Origin of the sequence: Gordonia sp. Swx-4 (assembly GCF_030316175.1) — a bacterium.
Taxonomy (GTDB): Bacteria; Actinomycetota; Actinomycetes; order Mycobacteriales; family Mycobacteriaceae; genus Gordonia; species Gordonia alkanivorans.
In genome coordinates, this window is the sequence record NZ_CP128197.1 from 4885666 (window position 1) to 4905727 (window position 20062).

Here is a 20062-nt window from a genome sequence, read left to right on the forward strand (position 1 = left end):
CTGGCGCCGTTGCGCTCCCCAACGGCCCGGCAGTGCGAGACACTTTCTGCATGCCGGAAGACGCCCCCTCCCTCACCGCCGACGATGCCAACGAACCCCGCTACACGCGCGACGAACTGATCGCCGAGCTCGGCATCGAATCGGATTTCGCCGAGAAGGCCTGGAATGCTTTCGGTTTCGTGCGACGCTCGACCAACGACAAGGTCGCCACCGAGAGTGACGTCGCCGCGCTGCGCATGTTCGCCGCGTCGTCGGCGGCGATGCCGGAGTCGACTCAGATCGCGATGGCACGAGCGATCGGCCAGACCATGTCGCGTCTGGCCGACTGGGAGGCCGACCAACTTCGCGAGATCGCCGACGACCCCGACATCCCCTGGTCCCTCGAGCAGATGAGTGCCGCGCTGGGCCAGGTCCAGCAGCTCATCTGGCGACGCCACATGGCGCTGGCGCTGGAACGCCACGCCGATCACTCCGCGGATGAACAGTTCGATCTGATCGTCGGATTCGCCGACATCGTCGGGTACACCAGCCTCTCGCGCCGTATCGATCTGGCCGACCTCGAAGCACTTCTCGGGTCTTTCGAGGACGACACCTTCGACGTCGTCGTCGATCATGGCGGTCGCGTGGTCAAGACTCTCGGCGACGCGGTGATGTTCACCTTCGAGGATGCTCATGCCGCGGCGGCAGCAGCGATCCGAATCCACGAACTGTCCGAGAACGATCACGTCCCGCCGCTCCGCGTCGGACTCGCCCGCGGCCCGGTACTGACCAGGCTCGGCGACGTCTTCGGCGAACCCGTCAATATCGCCTCCCGGCTGGCGAGTTCGGCCCGGCCCGGCACCACTCTCATCGATGACACCATCGCCGACGAGATCAGCGCCGACGACCGGTTCTACCTCAAATCGATGCCCTCCCTGCGAGTCCGGGGATACAAGCACCTCAAGGCGCGCGTGCTCGAAACCCATCGCGACGGGCCGCTCAACGACTGACCGGCGAACCTCAACTCGACCGGCAGATTTCGATCGAGGTCTGGGGGTCGAGTTGAGGTTCGCCGGTGGGCTGTGGACATAGATCTGAAGGCCGCGACCTGCCGAACTAGGGTGGCGACCGAACATCTATGGTGGTCTGCGGCATCAAAAGGGGGATTTGTGTCGGACTTGGTTGTTGACCCGTCAGCGCTCGACACCGCAGCGTCGGATGTCTCGAACTGCGCGTCGCGACTGATGGCGCTCGAGCTGTCCTCGTATGCGGGCTTGGAGGGGACGTCTTCGACGTTCAGCGAACTGGCCGGCAACTTCAAAGGCGCGACCGCCGACATGTCAGTGGTGGCCGCCACCGCAGACGAGCACATCGCCACATCCCTGGCTAACCTGTCCGGCGCAGTCGCCGCGTTCTCCGAACTGGTGGTCGACGCCAAGGAGACCACCGTGGCAACGGACGGTCAGAGCGCCGGTCATATCCGAGACGCCGTTCCGTATCCCACGCGTCAGGGTGACCAGAAGAATCACGTCGTCCCACTCAGCATCCTGTTGTCGGTGCAGTAAAACTCATGCCTCCGAGTTATAGCGAGGTGACCTCTTGGAAACCAGAGGTCATGACACAAATCGCGTTCGGCATTGTTCGGCTCCAGGCACACCTGGAGGTCGAAGCGCCGAAGGCAGGCAACCCGGTCCTGAATCTGACAGGCGCGCAATGGCACGGGGAGGCGAGAACGCCGGCCGATAATCGCGCCGCTGGACTCACGAGCTGGATCAGGAACACCGCCGACGAATACGGCGACCTCGCGGCCGCACTGCGGACGGGCGCAGCCGACATCCGCGGCACCATCACCGCGCTCGAGAACCGCACCATCCTCGCAGACGGGGATGGTTACATCCTCGACTGAGGAAGCCGCAGCTACACAGTGAACTTCGATCAGGCGCGCGCGCCTGAAGGTGCAGAGTACGACGCCGGGCTTGCGTACGAGCACCACGCCGCTCTCATCCGCCTCGGAACTGCGGCTGACGACACCGTGACAGCGACCCGGGATGCTATTAATGGCGCACTCGGCGAGATCGGCGCCATAACGCCACCGTCTGTGGCCTCGAACCGAGGACTCATCGACCCCAACCTCGCGGAAAGCGATGCCAAAGCGGTCCGCGATGGCACGGCCACCCCCGAACAACGCGGACGTTTCGAGCGCATGATGGCGCTGACGCCGCAACAGTTGGAGGACCTAAGAGCGGGCAGACTGAGTGGACTGGACCCGTCCCGAATCGAGTACATCAAGACCGCTCTCGGGCTCGAAGGTGATCTATCCGGGCCAGCGGCGACCGCGGCTATCTCCGCCATTCAGCGACGAGGAGAGGACATCGCCGAGGCCTACCGCCGGACGAGGCGGTCAGTCGGTCAAGCGGGAATGGGTCCAGACGACGTCGCACGCATGAACTCTCTCGGCAAGTCGATGGCCAAAGGCTCATTCTTCCTCGGGTTGGGGGTGACGGTTTACGACGAATGGAGCAAGTACGATCGCGACGAGCAAGATGGTGGCGACGCTGTTACCGCCGTGGTCGGAGCGGTCGGCGGCGGAGCGATCGGAGGGGCGGCAGCAGGCGCCGTGGTGGGCTCGTTTGCCGGTCCTGTCGGCACGGCAATCGGAGCCGGAATCGGAGCCGCCATCGGCAGCAAAGCCGGATCCGACGCAATGAAAGTCGTGAAAGGTTGGTTCGATTGATGGCGCGACATGCTGACTCTGGTGACGGCGACCCGAAATCTCTGCCGCCGTGGAAACCTCGGTCTCAAGACAAAAGTCTGCGACGAAGGCTGTCCACCAGCCTGTCCGACAGTACAACCAGTTTCATGTTCTGGACACCCCTGGCGTGCCTGCCGTCCGGCCTCACTTTCTTCTTAGGACTGATGTGTGGAGGTGCGATATCAAACTGATCTGTGAAGGGGCGGCAAACTCGTGATCGCGGCGCCCGAGTACGCAATCGCCAACTTCGCGGCCACGGCCGAACTCCGGGCGACGTCGGCTGAGCTGACTTTCAATCCGCCGCCAGCGTGGTACGACCTCGAGACCTCCGCCGCGCACGGTGCGATGGCAAGTCGCGTGTTATTACGCGCAGAGATGCCGCCAGCAATGTTCGTGTCGAACGTGGTTGTTCAGTACTTCACTCTCGGTGACATCGAACCGGTTCGCCTCTCGGTACTCGATACGTCGCTCGATATCACGGCTCTTCCGCATGCCACGGTCATCGGCCACACCGTCGACCGAGACGGATACTTCTGCACAGACGACGGCGTGTACACCGCACAGGACACTGAGTTGCGCGTTCGCCGCGCGCAACTGGCCTACCGGACCCCAACCGGGCAGTCGGCCCTGACAATTTTCACTGCCACGACTACCGTGTCGGCGGCGGAAACAGTCCAATCAGAGATCAGAGAAATGGAAGACCAGTGGTTGACGACGACAATAAATGGCGACAGCTGAGCACCTACTTCACCGGCAAACTGTCGATGTTCATCACCTACCCGATCCTGACCTTCTGCATCGGAATTCTGCTCGGTTACCTGGCGTCGTCTTGACATACCTCTCGTCCCTCGGCGGTTCGCCGGGGACGTATCGACTCGATGAAGTGGCTTTCATCGAGTTCGACCTGGATGCGATGCCATCGGCAGTATGGCGGCTCTTCCTGATTCAGAGTGCGTCGAGGTGTTGTGCGAGGCCGCCGGAGTGGATGAGTGACCGCAAGATGTAGTGGTTGAGGTTGCGGAAGCCCAACGCGATCCCGCGGAGGTGTTCCAGGCGGCCGTTGATCGCTTCGACGGGTCCGTTGGAGGCGCCGGTGTCGAAGTAGGCCAAGATCTCGGCACGCCGCGCCCATAATGATCGGCCGAGTTGGGCCAACTCTGCCAGCCCGGACGGAACGCCGGTATGAATCCGTTTGAGCAGCTTGTACATCGCGATCTTGCCGTCACGCTTGTTCTCCTGGCCGTAGGCGTTGATCAGCTCTTGGTAGATCGCGTAGGTGACCGAGACGGCCACGTGCTCCTCGTGAGCCTCCAACCCGCTACGTAGCCGGGCCTTCTGCTTGTCTGTCAGCAACGCGATCCGGGTCAGCAGTGGTCGGCGGATACCGTAGAGCGGATCACCCGTGCGGCCGCGGTGCCCACACGTATCGTGTTGCACGCGTTGACGACACACTGTGAGCTTCTCGGCGGCCAGATGGACCACGTGGAACGGGTCCATCACCGCCCGCGCCTTATCCAATGCCTCGGCGGTCGCGGTGCGATACCCGGTGAATCCGTCCATGGTGACCACCCGGATCCGGTCCCGAAAGGAGTCATCGCGGGCATCGAGCCAGTCCTTCAACGCCGCTTTGGACCGGCCGCCCACCATATCCAGCAAGCGCGCCGACCCGGTCCCATCCACAATCGGTGTGAGGTCGACCAGCACGGTCACGAAACTCGAATCACCATTGCCGCGAACATGTTTCCACTTGTGCTCATCAACACCGAGAACCCTGACACCGTCGAGTCGGCCAGGCGCCGAAGCCACCGTACGCGCCGCCTGCAACGCGAGGGCATTCACGGTGTTCCAGCCCAACCCGACCGACGCGGCGACCGCAGAGACGCTCATCTTGTCCAGAATCATCCGCCGAAGAATCCACGCGATCGTGCGGCGCGTCACCGCCGCGCGCGGCGCGACGATCGCCGAGATGTCGGCGCGAAAGATGCCCTGACCACACGCGCCGTTCTCGCAGGCGTAGCGCGGCACCCTCAGATGCAACCGGGTCGGATGGCCCACGATCGGTAGATCTGCCACCTCACGATCGACATGATCACGCAACCGACCCGCCCGCTCGCACCTCGGGCAGCTACTCTTCGGGGCCAAGACCTCGCAGAACAGGTGTGTGCGATCCTCGCCGTCGAGAGCGGCATCGGTGATCGTCACCCCGAGTTCGATCGTGCGGCAAATCGTGTCGGCAATGGCGCTACGCTGCAACGAGGGTCCTGTCGGTGTGAGTGATGAGGTGTAGGGGCTTTCATCTTCACACCACAGGACCCGCCCGCATCCCCGGCTCGCCGCCGCCGAACCCGACCTACATCTTGTGCCCGGTAGAACCCGTTCTACGCACCGTCAATCAGGAAGAGCCAGTATGGCCGCACGGACAGCGCTTCCAGCGGTTCTTGATCGACTCGCCGTAGTATCCGCGCCCCGAGTTCATACCGGCAGTTACCTGGGTTCAGAGCCACGACAGTCGGCTGAAAGAGATTGGCTGACAGATGAAAGAGCATCGAAGCAGTAGGCATCGAGATCCACATCCCCTGCGCCGCCGGCGACCTGCCTCAGACATCAGATCCGAAGCCATTGCTGGCGCCGGCGACTACCTGAAGATCTGCATGGAGTGTCTGCCTTCGTCAGCCACTCTGTTGCTCGGCTTCTTATGTGGCGTTTCGATATGAGGATGGGCGCGAAATGATCGACAATGATCAAACGAATCGGCCTCGCCACCTACCTATAGTCATATGTGGGTGGGATGGGACGTCTTCGCCGTTCGGCGAACTGGCCGGAAACGTCAAGGATTCGACTGCTGGCATATCGGTAGTGGCGGCCACTGCCGACGAGCACCGGGACGTAGTGCCGGATCGAGCCTAGGCAAGATGGTGAAGGATTGGTTTGACTAGTGCGCAATCGCGAATCGGGAAGACATCGGGACAACGGTCCCGCCAAACTCCGACAATCGTTGGCCGAGAGTTATTCCCACTCGTCTACTGTTGTGAAGACACATTTGATGAACAAACTTGTCGTCGCCCCTTCAGGGGTTACATTCTTCCTCGGTCTTCTTCTAGGGATCAACGCATGGGGTTAGACAGGAAAGATCACTGACCGAAGATGATTGCTGCGCTTGAGTACGCGCTCGTGAAGGTCGGACGTGTCGCGACACTCGTTGCTACGACTCCTGACTAGGATTTCCTCGGTCCACCCGCTTTGTACGACTTGGGCGGCCGAGGTCGCGCATGGCGCTAGCGCGAGCCGGTGCTCTGTCGATCCGAAGGGCCCCGCCCCCGTTCGCTGCAAACATCGCCCTTCAAACTTCAGATTCGGCACCGGCGACGCCATGCTGAGTCCGTGACCTACAGTCTGCAAGTCACCGCTCGGCGACCGCACTGATGCGTACCTCGCTCGCCTTGACCACGAGCACGACGTCGAGCCCGGCGACCAACCCCAGATCGGCAACAGCCGCCCAGGTGACCTCGGCGGACACGACCTGATCGCCGACGTCGGTGTTCACCACCGCATGATCACCGCGGGGCACCACGTCGCGGACGATGGCGCGCAGCGTCGTTCGCGGACTGCCGTGCGGCTCTTCGAGATACACGGCGACGGCACGAGGTGAGAACGTCGCCGCGGCCGGCGTTCCTGCACCTAGACCACCAACGGGCACGTCCTCCCCGACCGACCCGACCACCTGACTACCTGACTCCTCGACGACCGTCGAGTCCTCACCGATCTGCCCCATGAACAGATTCAACCCCGACAGCGATGCGGTGAACCTCGCCCCCGGGTTGGTCAGAACCTGTCTTGTAGAGCCGGATTCGACGACCCTCCCCTGTTCCAGCACGACGATGTCCTCCGCAAGCCCGAGGGCGTCGACCGGGTCATGGGTGACCATGATCGTGGTGCGGCCGTGATCGGCGAGCAGACCGCGCAACAGGGCCCGCAATCGACTCGCCACATCGACATCCAGCGCACGAAACGGCTCATCCAACAGCAGTACCCGTGGTTCGGCGGCCATCGCCCGAGCGATGGCGACCCGCTGTGCCTGACCACCGGACAGCTCGTCGGGCTTCCGGTCCGCCAACTCCTCGACCTCGACGGCCGCCAGCCACCGCGTCACCCTTTCCGCCACCTCGGCACGCGTCAACCGCTGCGCCGACGGCGCGAAAGCCACGTTCTCCGCAACCGTCAGATGAGGAAAGAGCCGCGCATCCTGCGATAGCAGCGCCACACCCCGACGATGCGGCGGCACGAACACCCGATCGTCACGAAACACCTCATCGCCCAGACTGATACGCGATCCCCGGTCCCCCGCATCAGCCCCGCGAAGCTCATCGCGACGGGCCATTCAACGACTGACCGGCAGACTTCAGCTCGACCGGCAGACTTCGATCGAGGTCTGTGTGTCGAGTTGAGGTTCGCCGGTCGCCTGTGGACAGAGATCCGAAGGCCGCGACCTCCCGAACTATGGTGGCGACCGCACATCTATCGTGGTTTGCGACATCAAAGGGGGGGATTTGTGTCGGACTTGGTTGTTGACCCATCAGCGCTCGACACCGCGGCGACGCACGTCTCGAACTGCGCGTCGCGACTGATGACGCTCGAGCTGTCCTCGTATGCGGGCCTGGAGGGGACGTCGTCGACGTTCGCCGAACTGGCCGGCACCTTCAAGGGTGCGACCGCTGACATGTCGGTAGTGGCGGCCACTGCCGACGAGCGCATCGCCACCTCCCTTGCCAACCCGTCCGGTGCAGTGGCTGCGTTCTCGGAACTGGTGGTCGACGCCAAGGAAACCACCGTCGCGACGGACGGTCACAGCGCCGGCCGCATCCGGGACGCAGTACCTTATCCCACTCGTCAAGGGGACCAGAAGAACCATGTCGTCCCGCTCAGTGTCCTGTTGTCGGTGCAGTAGAGACTCATGCCTCCGAGTTATGACGAAGTGGCCTCATGGGAGCCCGAGGTCATGGCACAGATAGCGTTCGGCATCGTTCGCCTGCAGGCCCATCTGGAGGTCGAGGCACCGAAGGCGGGCAATCCGGTCCTGAATCTGACGTCCGGGCAATGGCACGGGGAGGCGCGCGGCGCTGCCGACACCCGGGCCGAGGGCGTCACTCGATGGATCCGGAACACCGCCGACGAATACGGCGACCTCGCAGAGGTCCTGCAGACCGGCGCCGCCAACATTCGCAGCGCGATAACCGCATTGGAAAGCCGGACCGCACTCGCCGACAGCAGAGGCTACATCCTCGACCGCGGAAGCCGTGGGTACGCGATCAACTTCGATCCCGCCCGTGCGCCGGATGGTGCCGAGTACGACGCCCGCGAAGCGTTCGAGCACCAGTCCGCGCTGTCAGGCCTCGCCACTGCTGCTGATGACACGGTGACTGCGACGCGGGACGCGATCAGTCGTGCGCTCGGCGAGATCGGCGGCATCACACCCACTTCCGTTGGCAAGAACCGAGGAGCCGTCGACGCCGCGCTCGCAGAAAGCGATGCCAAAGCGGTACGCGATGGCACGGCCACGCCTGAACAACTCGGCCGATTCACACGAATGATGGATGTCACGCCGGAGCAGTTGGCCGAGTTGAAGAAAGGCAACCATGCCGGCATGGATCCCTCACGGGCCAGGTACATCTTGAACGCGATGGGTTATGGCGACATCGATCTGAAGAGTGCTGCCGCGACGGCGGCGTTCGGCGCGATTGAGCGCCGAGGCCAGGACATCGGGTGGGTCTTCGACCAAAAGCAGCGATACGCTGGGACACGTCATTCTCGCTCAGTGTCCGGATTGACCCCCGAAGAAGTGTCTCGGAATTACAAGCTAGGGCGAGCACTGTTCCGTGGTTCCCAGGTCCTCAGCGTTGCTGTCACCGGATGGGACGAGTTCAGCAAGTACCGAGACGGGGACCAAAGCCTCGGCGACGCCGTGGCAGTCACCGCAGGATCTGCGGCTGGGGGTGCGATCGGCGGCGCTGCCGCAGGGGCAGTCGTCGGAACGTTCTTCGGGCCAGTTGGGACCGCGATCGGGGCGGGCATCGGCGCTGCCATCGGCAGTATGGCCGGCGCTGACAGCGTTCAAGCAATTATGGATTGATAGGACGGGGAAACCAGATGAACAGACGTCGTACTGACAGGCCGAGGCACAGTTCGAACCGCCTTCCCCTCGACAACGGAGTCGCCGTAACCGATTGGCTGAAGAATGCCTTGGTTTGCGCTCCCACAGGGGTTGCATTCATCGCCGGGCTTTTCTTTGGCGATTTCCTCGCCTCGTAGGTGTCGAGAAGTGATCTCTGCGATCGAGTACGCAATCGTCAACTATGGCGCTACGGCCAAGCTGCACGCTGTGACAGCCGAACTCGAATTCATACCTTCAGTTTTCTGGTACGACATGGATCCAGAAGCCGCGCATCAGGCTTCCGCAAGTCGGGTACTACTCCGCGCCGAGGAGCCGACACCCCCTTTCGTCGCGAACGTCGTGCTCCAGTACTTCAGTTTCGGCGAGGTCCCGCCCATTCCCCTCGGAAGCCTTGACACGACACTGGACTTCACGCCTCTCGATGGCGCTGAGATACTTGGGCACCAAGTACTCGACGACGGGTACCGTTGTGTTGACGATGCGGAGTACACGTCTGGCGGAATCGATCTACGGGTCCGGCGGACTCAATTGTCTTACCAGATGGCTGACTTCGGATCTGCGCTGGCCATCTACACGGCAACGACGACTGTCGCAGCGTGGGGCGACGTAGAACGAGAAATCATCGAGATGGAAGAGCAATGGCAAACCAGAACGACCCGAATCAATTGAACGCAGAAGACAATCGGTGGACAAAGCCGAGTACCTACTTCACTGGCGTGGTCTCGATGTTGCTCACCTATCCAGCACTGGCCTTCCTTGCCGGCCTCATGTTGGCGTACTTCACCGCGTAGTCGGTAAGACCTCCTGTCAGCCCGCATCCGGCAGACGTCAACTCGACTTCCAGACTTCGATCGAAGTCGCGTAGTCGAGTTGAGGTTCGGCAGTCACCGCTCGGCAACCGCACTGATGCGTACCTCGCTCGCCTTGACCACGAGCACGACGTCGAGCCCGGCGACCAACCCCAGATCGGCAACAGCCGCCCAGGTGACCTCGGCGGACACGACCTGATCGCCGACGTCGGTGTTCACCACCGCATGATCACCGCGGGGCACCACGTCGCGGACGATGGCGCGCAGCGTTGTTCGCGGGCTACCGTGCGGCTCTTCGAGATACACGGCGACGGCACGAGGTGAGAACGTCGCCGCGGCCGGCGTTCCTGCACCTAGACCACCAACGGGCACGTCCTCCCCGACCGACCCGACCACCTGACTACCTGACTCCTCGACGACCGTCGAGTCCTCACCGATCTGCCCCATGAACAGATTCAGCCCCGACAGCGATGCGGTGAACCTCGCCCCCGGGTTGGTCAGAACCTGTCTTGTAGAGCCGGATTCGACGACCTCCCCCTGTTCCAGCACGACGATGTCCTCCGCAAGCCCGAGGGCGTCGACCGGGTCATGGGTGACCATGATCGTGGTGCGGCCGTGATCGGCGAGCAGACCGCGCAACAGGGCCCGCAATCGACTCGCCACATCGACATCCAGCGCACGAAACGGCTCATCCAACAGCAGTACCCGTGGTTCGGCGGCCATCGCCCGAGCGATGGCGACCCGCTGTGCCTGACCACCGGACAGCTCGTCGGGCTTCCGGTCCGCCAACTCCTCGACCTCGACGGCCGCCAGCCACCGCGTCACCCTCTCCGCCACCGCGGCACGCGTCAACCGCTGCGCCGACGGCGCGAAAGCCACGTTCTCCGCAACCGTCAGATGAGGAAAGAGCCGCGCATCCTGCGATAGCAGCGCCACACCCCGACGATGCGGCGGCACGAACACCCGATCGTCACGAAACACCTCATCGCCCAGACTGATACGCGATCCCCGGTCCCCCCGCAGTAGTCCCGCGATCACCCGCAGCATCGTCGACTTCCCCGCGCCATTCGGTCCGACGACGGCAGTCGTACGGCCTGCGGTGAATCGGTGTTCCACAGTCAGCGGGGGCACCGCCTGGTCGATGGACACCAACAGGTCCTCGCCACTCACAGAACACCTGCCCCGGTCCGGCGTCGTCGTCGGCTGTGCACACCCACCACGACCACCAGCGAGATCGCCACCAGGACAAGCGACAACGGGATCGCGGCCTGCGGGTCGTCGATCGCCGACACGTAGATCGCCAGCGGTGCCGTCTGGGTGACACCGGGAGCGTTGCCCGCGAAGGTGATCGTCGCCCCGAACTCGCCGAGCGCCCGCGCGAACGCCAGGACCACACCGGCGAGCAGCGACGGCGCCACCAGCGGCAGGGTGACCCTCCACAACGTGCGGGTCGGTCCGGCACCCAGAGTCGCCGCGACTTCCTCGTACCGCGTACCCACCACGCGCACAGCACCTTCGACGCTGATCACCAGGAACGGCAGCGCGACGAAGGTCTGCGCCAGCACGACGGCGGTCGTGGTGAACGCGATATCGATACCGGCGTCGTGCAGATGTTCTCCGACGATCCCGAGGCGCCCGAAGGTGTACAACAACGCGAGGCCCCCGACCACCGGGGGGAGCACGAGTGGGAGCAACACCAGTGAGCGCAGCACACGGACGAACGGGCCGTCGTGGCGCGCGAAGATCACCGCCATCGGCACTCCCATGATCAGACACAAGACGGTGCTGAGCGAGGCCGTGATCAGCGAGAGCCGCAGCGCGTCAACCGAAGACGGGGATGTCACCTGCTCGATGAAACCGCCCCACGGCGACCGGAGCAGCAAAGCCAGTGGCGGCACGACGATCAGCGCGACACCGAGTGCGGCGAAACTGTATGTCCACAGCGGCAATCCGGTGGGATCACGAGGGACGCGACCGGGACGGCGCATCGTCACGGCACCCCGAAACCGGCATCACGCAGTATCCGCCGACCGTCCTCGCCGAGCACCAGGTCCCGGAACTGCGAGGCCAGTTCGTGGTCATCGGCGTCGGCGATCACCGCGATCGGATAGTCGTTGACGACCGTCGCGAACGCCGGATCGTTCACGGTGGTCACCTGGTCACCGGCCGCACGGGCGTCGGTCACATACACGACCCCGGCGTCGGCCTGTCCGGTCGCCACCTTGGTGAGCACCGCGCTCACCGACTGCTCCTCCGACACCGCGTCGATCGTGATCCCCGTGCGGCGTACCACGGTGTCGGTGGCGGCGCCGCACGGTTGAGCCACCTGGCAGACGACGGTGGTGATGCCCGGCTTCGTCAGATCGGCCAAGGACCTGACGTTCTTCGGGTTCCCCGGAGCGGTGACGATCACCAGGGTGTTGGTGGCAAAGATCTCGGGATCGACGGCCAGTTCGCCGAGTTTCGACATGTTCCTCTGATCGGCACTCGCGAAGACGTCGGCGGGCGCGCCCTGCCGGATCTGATTGGCGAGCGTCGACGACCCGTCGAAGGACAGGCGGACGTCGACACCGTCGTGCTGTCTCTCGAACTCATCGGCGATCGCGGTGAAGGTCTTCGACAACGACGCCGCGGCGGAGACGTCGAGGACTCGCCCATCCGACCCGTTCGCCGAGCAACCCGCGACGAGCAGCATCCCGACCACCACGAGGGAGATCACGCACCTCGTCATCGATCGGCTCGGCTCGTCTCGACCATCACGTTGGTCGACTTCACGATCGCGGTCGCGACCGACCCCGGCTCCAGCGCCAACTCTCGCGCCGACTGCGCACTCATCAGCGAGGTCACCTCGAACGGCCCGCACTGCATCGTCACCTGCGCCATGACCCCGTCCACCTGAACCTCGGTGACCAGTCCGGTGAACCGATTGCGGGCAGAACGCGCGACAGGCACCCCATCATCGGGCGCGACAGCACGCTCCCGCGCCAGCTCCGCGAGCCGGGCGCCGTCGACCGTCGCGACCGGGCCGTCGTCGGACTGTGCGAGCACCCCGGATGCGATCCACCTGCGGACGGTGTCGTCGCTGACGCCGAGCAGAGTCGCGGCATCCTTGATCCGTATCGCGGTCACGACGTTCACCCTAACCACATCTGCGTGATAGCTCCGGCTACCTATCCGCAGATGCGGAACAACAGCGCCTCTTGACTTCAAGTGAGCTTCAAGTCTTAGCGTTTACCTCACGCCGACCGTCGGAGTTCGGGCCGTCGGACCGATGAGTTCCGTGGGGGGTCACGGTCTGTCATGTCGAGGAACACCGGAGTTCCCCGACGGCCCCTGAGATGTCCCCCATCTACACCCGGAGACACCGGAAAATCGTTCGCCCTTGTCAGACCCCATCGATACCGTGGAGAGTTATGAGCTCAGTCACAGACCCCGCCGCCGCGCCCGGCGCCCTCGCGACGCCCGACGTCGCGATCGAGGCCATCGACCTGGTGAAACGCTTCGGCGATTTCACCGCGGTCGACGGCGTCAGCTTCACGGTCCCGCGCGGGTCCGTACTCGGCCTGCTCGGTCCCAACGGCGCCGGCAAGACCACCACTGTCCGCATGATGACCACCCTGTCACCACCGACGAGCGGGACCGCCCGGATCGCCGGTTACGACGTCCTCGAACAGCCCGGCCTGGTCCGGCAGAACATGGGCCTCACCGGCCAGGCCGCGACCGTCGACGAGATCCTCACCGGTCGCGAGAACCTGCGCATGATCGGCGGCCTCTACGGCATCGGTCGCAAGACCCTGACCCGTCGCTCCGACGAACTCCTGGAGCAGTTCTCCCTCACCGAGGCCGGCAACAAACCCGTCAAGTCGTACTCCGGAGGTATGCGCCGCCGACTCGACCTCGCCGTCAGCCTCCTGGCCGCCCCGCCCGTGCTGTTCCTCGACGAGCCGACCACCGGCCTCGACCCGCGGAGCCGCTCGGAACTGTGGGATGTCCTGCGTGACCTGGTCGCCGACGGGACCACGCTCCTGCTGACGACCCAGTACCTCGAAGAGGCCGACCAGCTCGCCGACGACATCGTCGTCATCGACAAGGGCCGGATCATCGCCCACGGCACGCCGCTGCAGCTCAAGGAACAGGCCGGTTCGGCCAGCCTCGTGCTGACCGTGTCCCGGGGCGAGGATCTTCCGGCGGCCGAGGCGCTGCTGCGCAAGAACGGTGCCGAGGTCTTCGTCGACGTCCCCGCTCGCCGGCTCACCACCGCCTCCGGCGGCCTCGGAGACCTCCCCCGCGTCGCCGCCTGGTTCGACGAAAGCGGTATCGCCGTCGACGATTTCGGACTCGCGCGCCCGAGCCTCGACGACGTCTTCCTGTCCCTGACCGGCCACCGCGCCGAGGACACCACCAACACCACCGACGAGGAGATCGCCTGATGACCACCACTGCTGAGAAAGACGCGGTGGTCGCGAACACATCGCGCATCCATCCGACCACCCTCTGGCAACAGTCCTGGATCATGGTCAAACGCAACATGATCCACACCAGACGTATGCCGGAGATGCTTTCCGACGTCACGATCCAGCCGATCATGTTCGTCGTGTTGTTCGCGTACGTGTTCGGTGCGTCGATCCAGACCGACAGCGCTTCCTACAAGGAATTCCTGCTGCCGGGCATCATGGGCCAGACCATCGTGTTCACCGCGTTCATCGTGGCGTCGGGAATCACGGCCGATCTCGAGAAGGGCATCATCGACCGGTTCCGGTCGCTACCCATCCGGCGATCGTCGGTGCTGATCGGCCGGAGCATCGCGAGTGTCATGCACAGTTCCATCGGCATCGTGGTGATGTCGTTGACCGGTCTCGCGATCGGCTGGCGCATCCGCGGGTCGTTCATCGACGCCGTTCTCGCGTACTGCCTGCTACTCCTGTTCGGCTTCGCGATGATCTGGTTCGGCATTCTCATCGGGTCATGGCTGCGAACCGTGGAAGCGGTGAACGGCTTCATGTTCTCGACGCTGTTCCCGATCACGTTCCTGTCGAACGCCTTCGTCCCGACCGACCCGATGCCCACCTGGCTGCGGACGATCGCCGAATGGAATCCGATGTCATCGCTCGTCCAGGCGTTGCGTGTGCTGTGGGGCAACGGTCCGGAGTTCGGTCCGGGTTCGGCGCTGCCGCTACAGCATCCGGTGATCTCGACCATCATCTGGGCGGTCGCGCTGACCCTGGTCTTCGCACCGTTCGCCCTACGCGCCTACAACAAGCGGACCATCGACTGAGCCGCTAGGACATCGAGGGGACTACAGCGGCCCGTTCAGGCAGTCAGAGTGATCGCTTGCAGCGGGTCGCTGTAGATCGCGTCCAGGGAGACCGCGCCGGCCGCCTGCTGCTGCACCGTGGCTCCCGAATGCGACACTCGCACATCACGCTTGGCGACGATCGAGGTCTCCCGAACCGCGCGTGCCACCGTCGGAAGACTGGTCGGGTAGTCGGTGAACGCCTGACCGCCGAGGATGATGTGGTCCGGGTTGAAGATGTCGGCGATCAGACCGACCGTGCGGCCCAGCACCTCGGCGCGCTCTTCGAAGAGGGCGCGCGCGGTCGCGTCACCCGCACGGGCCAGGCCGTGCAGACCTTCGACGTCGGTCACCGAAAGACCCAGCGCCCGAGCGGCTTCGACGATCCCGGTGTCGCTCACCGCGGGCTCGAGTCGACCCGTGCGGTGCGGATCGAGCAGCGTGGTGGCGCCGGTCGGGAAGTGTCCGATGACCGGAGGTCCCGCGGTCGGGGTGTGGACGGTGCCGCCGACGCTGAAGGCGATGCCCAGCATCTCGCGGGCGTAGAAGTACAGGAAGCTCGACTGCTCGTCGACGGGGTTGAGGACCAGCTCGGCGGCTGCCATCGCCTCGACGTGCGAGGCGACGGACACCGGCAGGCCCACGGCCTCGGCGATCACCCGGCCGACGGGCGCACCTTCCCATCCGAGACGGGGGTGATCGACGATGCCGCCATCGGCGACACGCCCACCGAGCGCCACGCCGACCCAGAGCACGCGCTTCCCGGTCCACCGCTCGGCGAATCGACGAGCGCTCACGCCGATCGCGGCGAGGGTCTCCTCGGGGGTGTCGGCCTCCGGCGTCGGGATCTGGATGGCACCGACCACGCGGTGGAGCAGATCGTGGGTGGTGATCGAGGTGACCTTGTATCCGATGTGGATACCGAGGGTGAGGAACTCGGCGAGGTTGACCTCGAAGGGCAGACGCGGACGACCGATGGCTCCCGACGGGGCCAGGTCGGCGCGTTCGCGGATCAGACCAGCCTTCAGCAGAGCGCTGACCTGGCGGTTGACCGTCGAGATACTCAGACCGGTGCGCTCGGCGGCATCATCGCGGAAGAGGGGGCCGGCCAAGCGAGCGGCCCGGAGGACGAGCGCGGCCGGCTTGTTCGAGAGCTCGAGGCGCGGCGTCGAGACGTGCACCCGCTGATCCCCCTTCTTCACGCCGCGTCGGTCCGCGGTCGATCCCGGGAGCCGGGGCGACGGCACCGACGAAGGTACGGATGACAACGGTACGGGTTGGCGGTTGACCTGCGGTCCGCGGCGCACCGGCCGCGATGCAGGTCGCCGGGTCAGCGGAGTGGGCGCGGTACGCAGGGTACGGCCGGAGATCTCAGGAAGAATTGCAGTCATGATCGTCCTCGTCGAAAACCCCGCGCTCAGAGGGCGGGGCAGGGTGGCTGAAGTGCTCGGAAAAGAGACTTGGAGCGACACCCCGGACGAGGCGTCGGCTCAGCGCATTCGACGACAACAACAGAGAACGCGAGCGAGCGGCAGACGGCAGCCCAGAGCGGTGGTCACATAGGTGACCTCCGACAGGTTGCGGTCGACACTCGTCATGTCGATCAAGTTAGCAACGCCGACGCCGCGGCGGCAAGCCCGTTCCTCCAGGTGACGGAGTTTTCGATACCCACGCGACTACGCGTTCACCGGCGAGTTCAGGCACGTCCGCGACGTCGTACCCGGGTTGCACCCTCTGTGGTTCCACACCGACACCCTGCGGCTACCCGACCTGCGGCCCATCGCCGAGCGGACCGAGGTCGGTTGTTCCACCGAGTCGAGTGTGTCGGTGATCGACGGTAAATTGTGAGCATGACCACAACCGCGGGCGAGTCCGTCTCCGACGCCGAGTTCCTCGAGATCGCCGAACCGTTCCGTCGCGAGATCATCGCCCACTGCTACCGCATGATGGGCTCCCACCACGACGCGGAGGACCTCGCCCAGGAGACCTTCCTGCGCGCATGGCGCGGCTATGCCAAGTTCGACCACCGTTCCTCGGTGCGGACCTGGCTGCACAAGATCGCGACCAACACCTGCCTCACCGCGCTGCAGAGTTCTCAGCGTCGCCCACTTCCGTCCGGGCTCGGGGGCGACGCCTTCGATCCCACCGACGACCTGCTCCAGAACCATGAGGTGCCATGGCTGGAGCCGTACGCCGGCACCGTCGACGAGATCACCCCCGGTGACGCCGCCGACCCCGCCTTCGTCGTCGGCGCACGGGAATCGGTCCGGCTGGCGTTCATCGCCGCCCTCCAGCACATACCGGAACGACAACGCGCGGTGCTGATCCTGCGTGACGTGCTGCAGTGGCGGGCGGCCGAGGTCGCCGACACCATCGGCGTCACCACCGCGACCGTCAACAGTCTCCTGCAGCGCGCCCGCGAGCAGCTCAAGACCGCACGACCCCAGGCGGAGTCGGCGAGTGCGGACTCGTCGGTCCTCGACGACGACGCCAAACGGGAGCTGCTCGCCCGGTACGTGTCGGCCTTCGAGCGCTACGACGTCGATGCGATCGCCGAGATGTTCACCGACAAGGCCATCTGGGAGATGCCGCCATTCACCGGTTGGTACCAGGGCCCGGAGGCCATCGGAACCCTCATCCGCAAGAACTGCCCCGCGGAGAAGGCCGGCGACCAGATCCTGCTGCCCACGGTCGCCAACGGACAGCCCGCGTTCGGTCTGTACATGCGCGAACCCGACGGCGTCCATCGGCCGTTCCAGCTCCAGGTCCTCGACATCGATGCGCAGGCGAAGAAGGTCGGTTACGTGGTGGCGTTCTTCAGCGACACCATGGAAGAGGATTTCGCCAGGTTCGGGCTACCCGCCACTCCGTACGACGCACCCGCACGAACTGCGCCGAGCCCCTGGCACTGACGTCGACGCCGGTCAATCCTCGGAGTTCTGCGGCAGTTGAGAGGGGTCCATCCAGACCACCTCCCAGGCGTGACCGTCCGGATCGCAGAAGCTGTGGCAGTACATGAACCCGAAGTCCTCGGGTTCACGAAGCGGTGTGCCCCCGGCGGTCAGTGCCGTGCCGACGAGGCGGTCGGCGTGCTCTCGACTGTCGGCGGAGAACGAGACGAGAGCCTCTCGCCCCCGCGCGGGGTCGGCGATGCTCATGGCCGCGAACCCTTCGAAGCGTCGGCGCTGCATCAGGATCACCATCGCGGTGTCGTTGATCGGCATGCACACCGTGGCCGGATCGCAGAACATCTCGTCGAACCGGAAGCCCAGCGCGCCGAAGAACCGTCGTGACCGCGCGACGTCGGCGACCGGCAGATTGACGAAGAGCATCGGTGCCACAGGCGGCCTCCAGTCGAGATCGGGTCTCTCGGCCCCACCGCCCGAGCGCGTGCGAATCGCCGGCCGGGAGGGGGCCTCACCCAATACAGACCAGCCCCCGCAAACGAATTCATCGCCATCGAATAATGTTCACTCATGGGCGTCATCTATCTTGTGCGGCACGGTCAGGCTAATGCGTTGGCGTACGGCGTATCCGACGCCACCGACGACCTCCGGAACGGACCCGGCGGACTCACCGCCACCGGCGATACCCAGGCCGCGCTCTCCGGGTCGTTCCTTGCCGGCCAGGTGGAGCGGTTCACCGCAGCAGTCAGCGGCGACCTCGTTCGGCAGAGCCAGACACTGAACGGCGTGCTCGGTAGGTTCGAATCCCGCCCCGACGCCAACGTCGACGCGGGTTGGAACGAGTACTCGCTGCCCGCACTGGTGGGGCACGCCTCGCCCGAGATGTACCACGACAACCGTGCCTACCAGCAGCAGCTCGACAAGGGTTTGGCGGGATGGATCGCCGCCGGCGATCACGAGCCGGATCCGGGTCCCGACGGCGGTCCCGCCGAGAGTTACCCCCAGTTCAAGGCACGCGTGCACGACGCCGCGGCGCGGGCAGCCGAGGTGGCGGGTTCCGGCCAGACCGTTCTCGTGGTGTCCTCCGCGGGGACCATCACCCAGTGGATCGCCCAGTTGTGGGGAATCCCCGACGAGAACTGGCCGGCGATGGCGCGCACCATGGTCAATGCGTCGATCACCAAGCTCATCGTGGGCCGCCAGGGCGTCTCCGTCGTGTCGTTCAACGAACACGGACACCTCTCCGACCGCGAGGGCGGGGTCTCGACCGTGCGCTGAGGCCTACGGCCGCGCAACAGTAGACGAACGCAAGCGAGGAGCCGCGTCGAACCACCCCCGTCGCAGGGAGATTCGACGCGGCTCCTCGCCTGTGTTGAAGCTCGTTACGCCCGATGCAGATTCGTGCCCGGACGCGTGAGCACCACGTTCGGGAGCACCGCGTACCGCGACAGCTGCGTGATCGAGTGTGCGACAACAGCAACGTCTGCGGCCGTGATCATCTCGTCGGCCGGGATGCGGTCCTTGAGCCAGTCGGTCATGTCGGTGTTGACGTAGCCCGGCGCGATCGTCGTCGCGCTGACGCCGTTCTCCGACTCCTCGAGGTTGAACGTCTCGCACAGTGAGATCAGCGCAGCCTTGGTCGCACCATAGGCGGAGAGTTCGGGCTCCGGGTAGACACCGGTGATCGATGCCACCGCGATGACTTTCGCAGCACCTGAAGTTTCCGCGGTTGCCCGCAGCGTCGGGAGTGCCGCCTGCAGCAGGATGTACGGTGCCCGCACGTTGACCTCGTAGAGACGGTCGAAACGCTTGACCGGCATCTCCGCCACCGCGCCCTTGGACCCCATGCCCGCGTTGATGATCAACGCGTCGCAGCGCCCGAAGGCGTCGGCGTGCGCGGCACCGAGCGCGGTGATCGCGTCGGTGTCGGTCATGTCGGCCGGGACGACCTCGACCCGACCTGCGCCGTGCTCGCGGAGCTCGGCCGCCTTCTTCTCCAACGTTTCCCGACCTCGGGCACTGATCGTCAGGTCCCAGCCGTCGGCCGCGAACTTCTCGGCGATGGCCGCCCCGATTCCCCGGGATGCGCCGGTGACCAACGCGGCCCGGGTGTTCGACACTTCACTCATGCACTTGTCCCCGTATCTCTGTCTG

21 protein-coding genes and 1 pseudogene are annotated in these 20062 nt (G+C 64.9%); 13 read left to right on the forward strand and 9 right to left on the reverse strand.

The window, feature by feature from the left end; all coding sequences use genetic code 11:
- Nucleotides 1–50: 50 nt before the first annotated feature.
- The 6 genes from PWF70_RS22100 to PWF70_RS22125 all read left to right on the forward strand — a co-directional run bounded on the left by PWF70_RS22100 (nt 51) and on the right by PWF70_RS22125 (nt 3564).
- Nucleotides 51–989 (forward strand): adenylate/guanylate cyclase domain-containing protein, encoded by a 939-nt coding sequence (locus PWF70_RS22100; RefSeq protein WP_006357059.1) that lies wholly within the window; start codon nt 51–53, stop codon nt 987–989.
- 111 nt (nt 990–1100) lie between these two features.
- On the forward strand, nt 1101–1544 hold the full coding sequence (locus PWF70_RS22105; RefSeq protein ID WP_286352779.1) for a hypothetical protein: 444 nt from the start codon (nt 1101–1103) through the stop codon (nt 1542–1544).
- Nucleotides 1545–1594: 50 nt separating this feature from the next.
- The gene (locus PWF70_RS22110; RefSeq protein WP_230461855.1) at nt 1595–1885 is read left to right on the forward strand and encodes a hypothetical protein; all 291 of its coding nucleotides are present in this window, start codon (nt 1595–1597) and stop codon (nt 1883–1885) included.
- An 18-nt stretch (nt 1886–1903) separates the two neighbouring features.
- Nucleotides 1904–2713, forward strand: a complete 810-nt coding sequence (locus tag PWF70_RS22115) for a hypothetical protein (protein WP_006357056.1) — start codon at nt 1904–1906, stop codon at nt 2711–2713.
- 231 nt (nt 2714–2944) lie between these two features.
- Complete coding sequence (locus PWF70_RS22120) at nt 2945–3469, forward strand: hypothetical protein (protein WP_006357055.1); 525 nt, start codon at nt 2945–2947, stop codon at nt 3467–3469.
- A complete protein-coding gene (locus PWF70_RS22125; protein ID WP_262339053.1) occupies nt 3436–3564 on the forward strand; it encodes a hypothetical protein in 129 nt (42 codons plus the stop codon). Before PWF70_RS22120 ends, PWF70_RS22125 begins: the two co-directional genes overlap by 34 nt.
- 112 nt (nt 3565–3676) lie before the next feature.
- Here the strand turns inward: PWF70_RS22125 and PWF70_RS22130 are convergent, their stop codons facing one another.
- Together PWF70_RS22130 and PWF70_RS22135 are read right to left on the reverse strand one after the other, a co-directional pair.
- Nucleotides 3677–4984 (reverse strand): ISL3 family transposase, encoded by a 1308-nt coding sequence (locus tag PWF70_RS22130; RefSeq protein WP_006358292.1) that lies wholly within the window; start codon nt 4982–4984, stop codon nt 3677–3679.
- 1147 nt (nt 4985–6131) lie between these two features.
- Nucleotides 6132–7073: pseudogene (locus PWF70_RS22135) on the reverse strand (sulfate/molybdate ABC transporter ATP-binding protein); the annotation flags it as partial.
- 282 nt (nt 7074–7355) lie between these two features.
- Here PWF70_RS22135 and PWF70_RS22140 point away from each other — a divergent pair.
- The 3 genes from PWF70_RS22140 (at nt 7356) to PWF70_RS22150 (ending at nt 9569) form a co-directional block, all read left to right on the forward strand.
- Entirely contained in the window at nt 7356–7676 is a 321-nt protein-coding gene (locus PWF70_RS22140; protein ID WP_230461857.1) for a hypothetical protein, read from the forward strand.
- A gap of 51 nt (nt 7677–7727) precedes the next feature.
- The gene (locus PWF70_RS22145) at nt 7728–8858 is read left to right on the forward strand and encodes a hypothetical protein (protein WP_230461858.1); all 1131 of its coding nucleotides are present in this window, start codon (nt 7728–7730) and stop codon (nt 8856–8858) included.
- Nucleotides 8859–9047: 189 nt separating this feature from the next.
- Complete coding sequence (locus tag PWF70_RS22150; protein ID WP_006357959.1) at nt 9048–9569, forward strand: hypothetical protein; 522 nt, start codon at nt 9048–9050, stop codon at nt 9567–9569.
- Nucleotides 9570–9784: 215 nt separating this feature from the next.
- Here PWF70_RS22150 and PWF70_RS22155 read toward each other — a convergent pair whose 3' ends face one another.
- The 4 genes from PWF70_RS22155 to PWF70_RS22170 are packed head-to-tail and all read right to left on the reverse strand — an operon-like array spanning nt 9785 to nt 12838.
- Nucleotides 9785–10879, reverse strand: a complete 1095-nt coding sequence (locus PWF70_RS22155) for a sulfate/molybdate ABC transporter ATP-binding protein (protein ID WP_006357960.1) — start codon at nt 10877–10879, stop codon at nt 9785–9787.
- Nucleotides 10876–11697: an ABC transporter permease gene (locus tag PWF70_RS22160; protein WP_085948631.1), complete on the reverse strand. Its 822-nt coding sequence runs from the start codon at nt 11695–11697 to the stop codon at nt 10876–10878. The genes PWF70_RS22155 and PWF70_RS22160 overlap by 4 nt, the downstream gene beginning before the upstream one ends.
- A 2-nt stretch (nt 11698–11699) precedes the next feature.
- On the reverse strand, nt 11700–12404 hold the full coding sequence (gene modA / locus PWF70_RS22165) for a molybdate ABC transporter substrate-binding protein (RefSeq protein ID WP_006357962.1): 705 nt from the start codon (nt 12402–12404) through the stop codon (nt 11700–11702).
- Between the two features lie 32 nt (nt 12405–12436).
- Nucleotides 12437–12838, reverse strand: a complete 402-nt coding sequence (locus tag PWF70_RS22170; protein WP_042377121.1) for a TOBE domain-containing protein — start codon at nt 12836–12838, stop codon at nt 12437–12439.
- A 284-nt stretch (nt 12839–13122) separates the two neighbouring features.
- On the opposite strand from PWF70_RS22170, the gene PWF70_RS22175 reads away from it, so the two are divergent.
- A complete protein-coding gene (locus PWF70_RS22175) occupies nt 13123–14139 on the forward strand; it encodes an ATP-binding cassette domain-containing protein (protein ID WP_006357964.1) in 1017 nt (338 codons plus the stop codon).
- Complete coding sequence (locus PWF70_RS22180; RefSeq protein WP_042377106.1) at nt 14139–14984, forward strand: ABC transporter permease; 846 nt, start codon at nt 14139–14141, stop codon at nt 14982–14984. The genes PWF70_RS22175 and PWF70_RS22180 overlap by 1 nt, the downstream gene beginning before the upstream one ends.
- Before the next feature lie 35 nt (nt 14985–15019).
- Here the strand turns inward: PWF70_RS22180 and PWF70_RS22185 are convergent, their stop codons facing one another.
- Nucleotides 15020–16183 carry an ROK family transcriptional regulator gene (locus PWF70_RS22185; RefSeq protein WP_035753835.1) on the reverse strand — a complete coding sequence of 388 codons (1164 nt, stop codon included), beginning with the start codon at nt 16181–16183 and terminating at the stop codon, nt 15020–15022.
- A gap of 669 nt (nt 16184–16852) precedes the next feature.
- Here PWF70_RS22185 and PWF70_RS22190 point away from each other — a divergent pair.
- Nucleotides 16853–17914, forward strand: coding sequence for a sigma-70 family RNA polymerase sigma factor (locus PWF70_RS22190; protein WP_006357967.1), 1062 nt, complete (start codon nt 16853–16855; stop codon nt 17912–17914).
- Nucleotides 17915–17926: 12 nt separating this feature from the next.
- Here the strand turns inward: PWF70_RS22190 and PWF70_RS22195 are convergent, their stop codons facing one another.
- Entirely contained in the window at nt 17927–18343 is a 417-nt protein-coding gene (locus tag PWF70_RS22195; RefSeq protein ID WP_006357968.1) for a VOC family protein, read from the reverse strand.
- Between the two features lie 135 nt (nt 18344–18478).
- Here PWF70_RS22195 and PWF70_RS22200 point away from each other — a divergent pair, with 135 nt between their 5' ends.
- Nucleotides 18479–19186, forward strand: a complete 708-nt coding sequence (locus PWF70_RS22200; RefSeq protein WP_006357969.1) for a histidine phosphatase family protein — start codon at nt 18479–18481, stop codon at nt 19184–19186.
- A 104-nt stretch (nt 19187–19290) separates the two neighbouring features.
- On the opposite strand, the gene PWF70_RS22205 is transcribed toward PWF70_RS22200, so the two are convergent.
- A complete protein-coding gene (locus PWF70_RS22205; RefSeq protein ID WP_006357970.1) occupies nt 19291–20037 on the reverse strand; it encodes an SDR family NAD(P)-dependent oxidoreductase in 747 nt (248 codons plus the stop codon).
- Nucleotides 20038–20062: the final 25 nt, after the last annotated feature.

What these genes read in the sequence shown, in the direction of transcription:
- PWF70_RS22100 (WP_006357059.1), top strand. Translation starts at nt 51, where the DNA reads ATGCCGGAAGACGCCCCCTCCCTCACCGCCGACGATGCCAACGAACCC.
- PWF70_RS22110 (WP_230461855.1), top strand. Translation starts at nt 1,595, where the DNA reads ATGACACAAATCGCGTTCGGCATTGTTCGGCTCCAGGCACACCTGGAG.
- PWF70_RS22140 (WP_230461857.1), top strand. Translation starts at nt 7,356, where the DNA reads ATGACGCTCGAGCTGTCCTCGTATGCGGGCCTGGAGGGGACGTCGTCG.
- PWF70_RS22145 (WP_230461858.1), top strand. Translation starts at nt 7,728, where the DNA reads ATGGCACAGATAGCGTTCGGCATCGTTCGCCTGCAGGCCCATCTGGAG.
- PWF70_RS22160 (WP_085948631.1), bottom strand. Translation starts at nt 11,697, where the DNA reads ATGCGCCGTCCCGGTCGCGTCCCTCGTGATCCCACCGGATTGCCGCTG.
- modA (WP_006357962.1), bottom strand. Translation starts at nt 12,404, where the DNA reads ATGCTGCTCGTCGCGGGTTGCTCGGCGAACGGGTCGGATGGGCGAGTC.
- PWF70_RS22175 (WP_006357964.1), top strand. Translation starts at nt 13,123, where the DNA reads ATGAGCTCAGTCACAGACCCCGCCGCCGCGCCCGGCGCCCTCGCGACG.
- PWF70_RS22180 (WP_042377106.1), top strand. Translation starts at nt 14,139, where the DNA reads ATGACCACCACTGCTGAGAAAGACGCGGTGGTCGCGAACACATCGCGC.
- PWF70_RS22190 (WP_006357967.1), top strand. Translation starts at nt 16,853, where the DNA reads ATGACCACAACCGCGGGCGAGTCCGTCTCCGACGCCGAGTTCCTCGAG.
- PWF70_RS22200 (WP_006357969.1), top strand. Translation starts at nt 18,479, where the DNA reads ATGGGCGTCATCTATCTTGTGCGGCACGGTCAGGCTAATGCGTTGGCG.
- PWF70_RS22205 (WP_006357970.1), bottom strand. Translation starts at nt 20,037, where the DNA reads ATGAGTGAAGTGTCGAACACCCGGGCCGCGTTGGTCACCGGCGCATCC.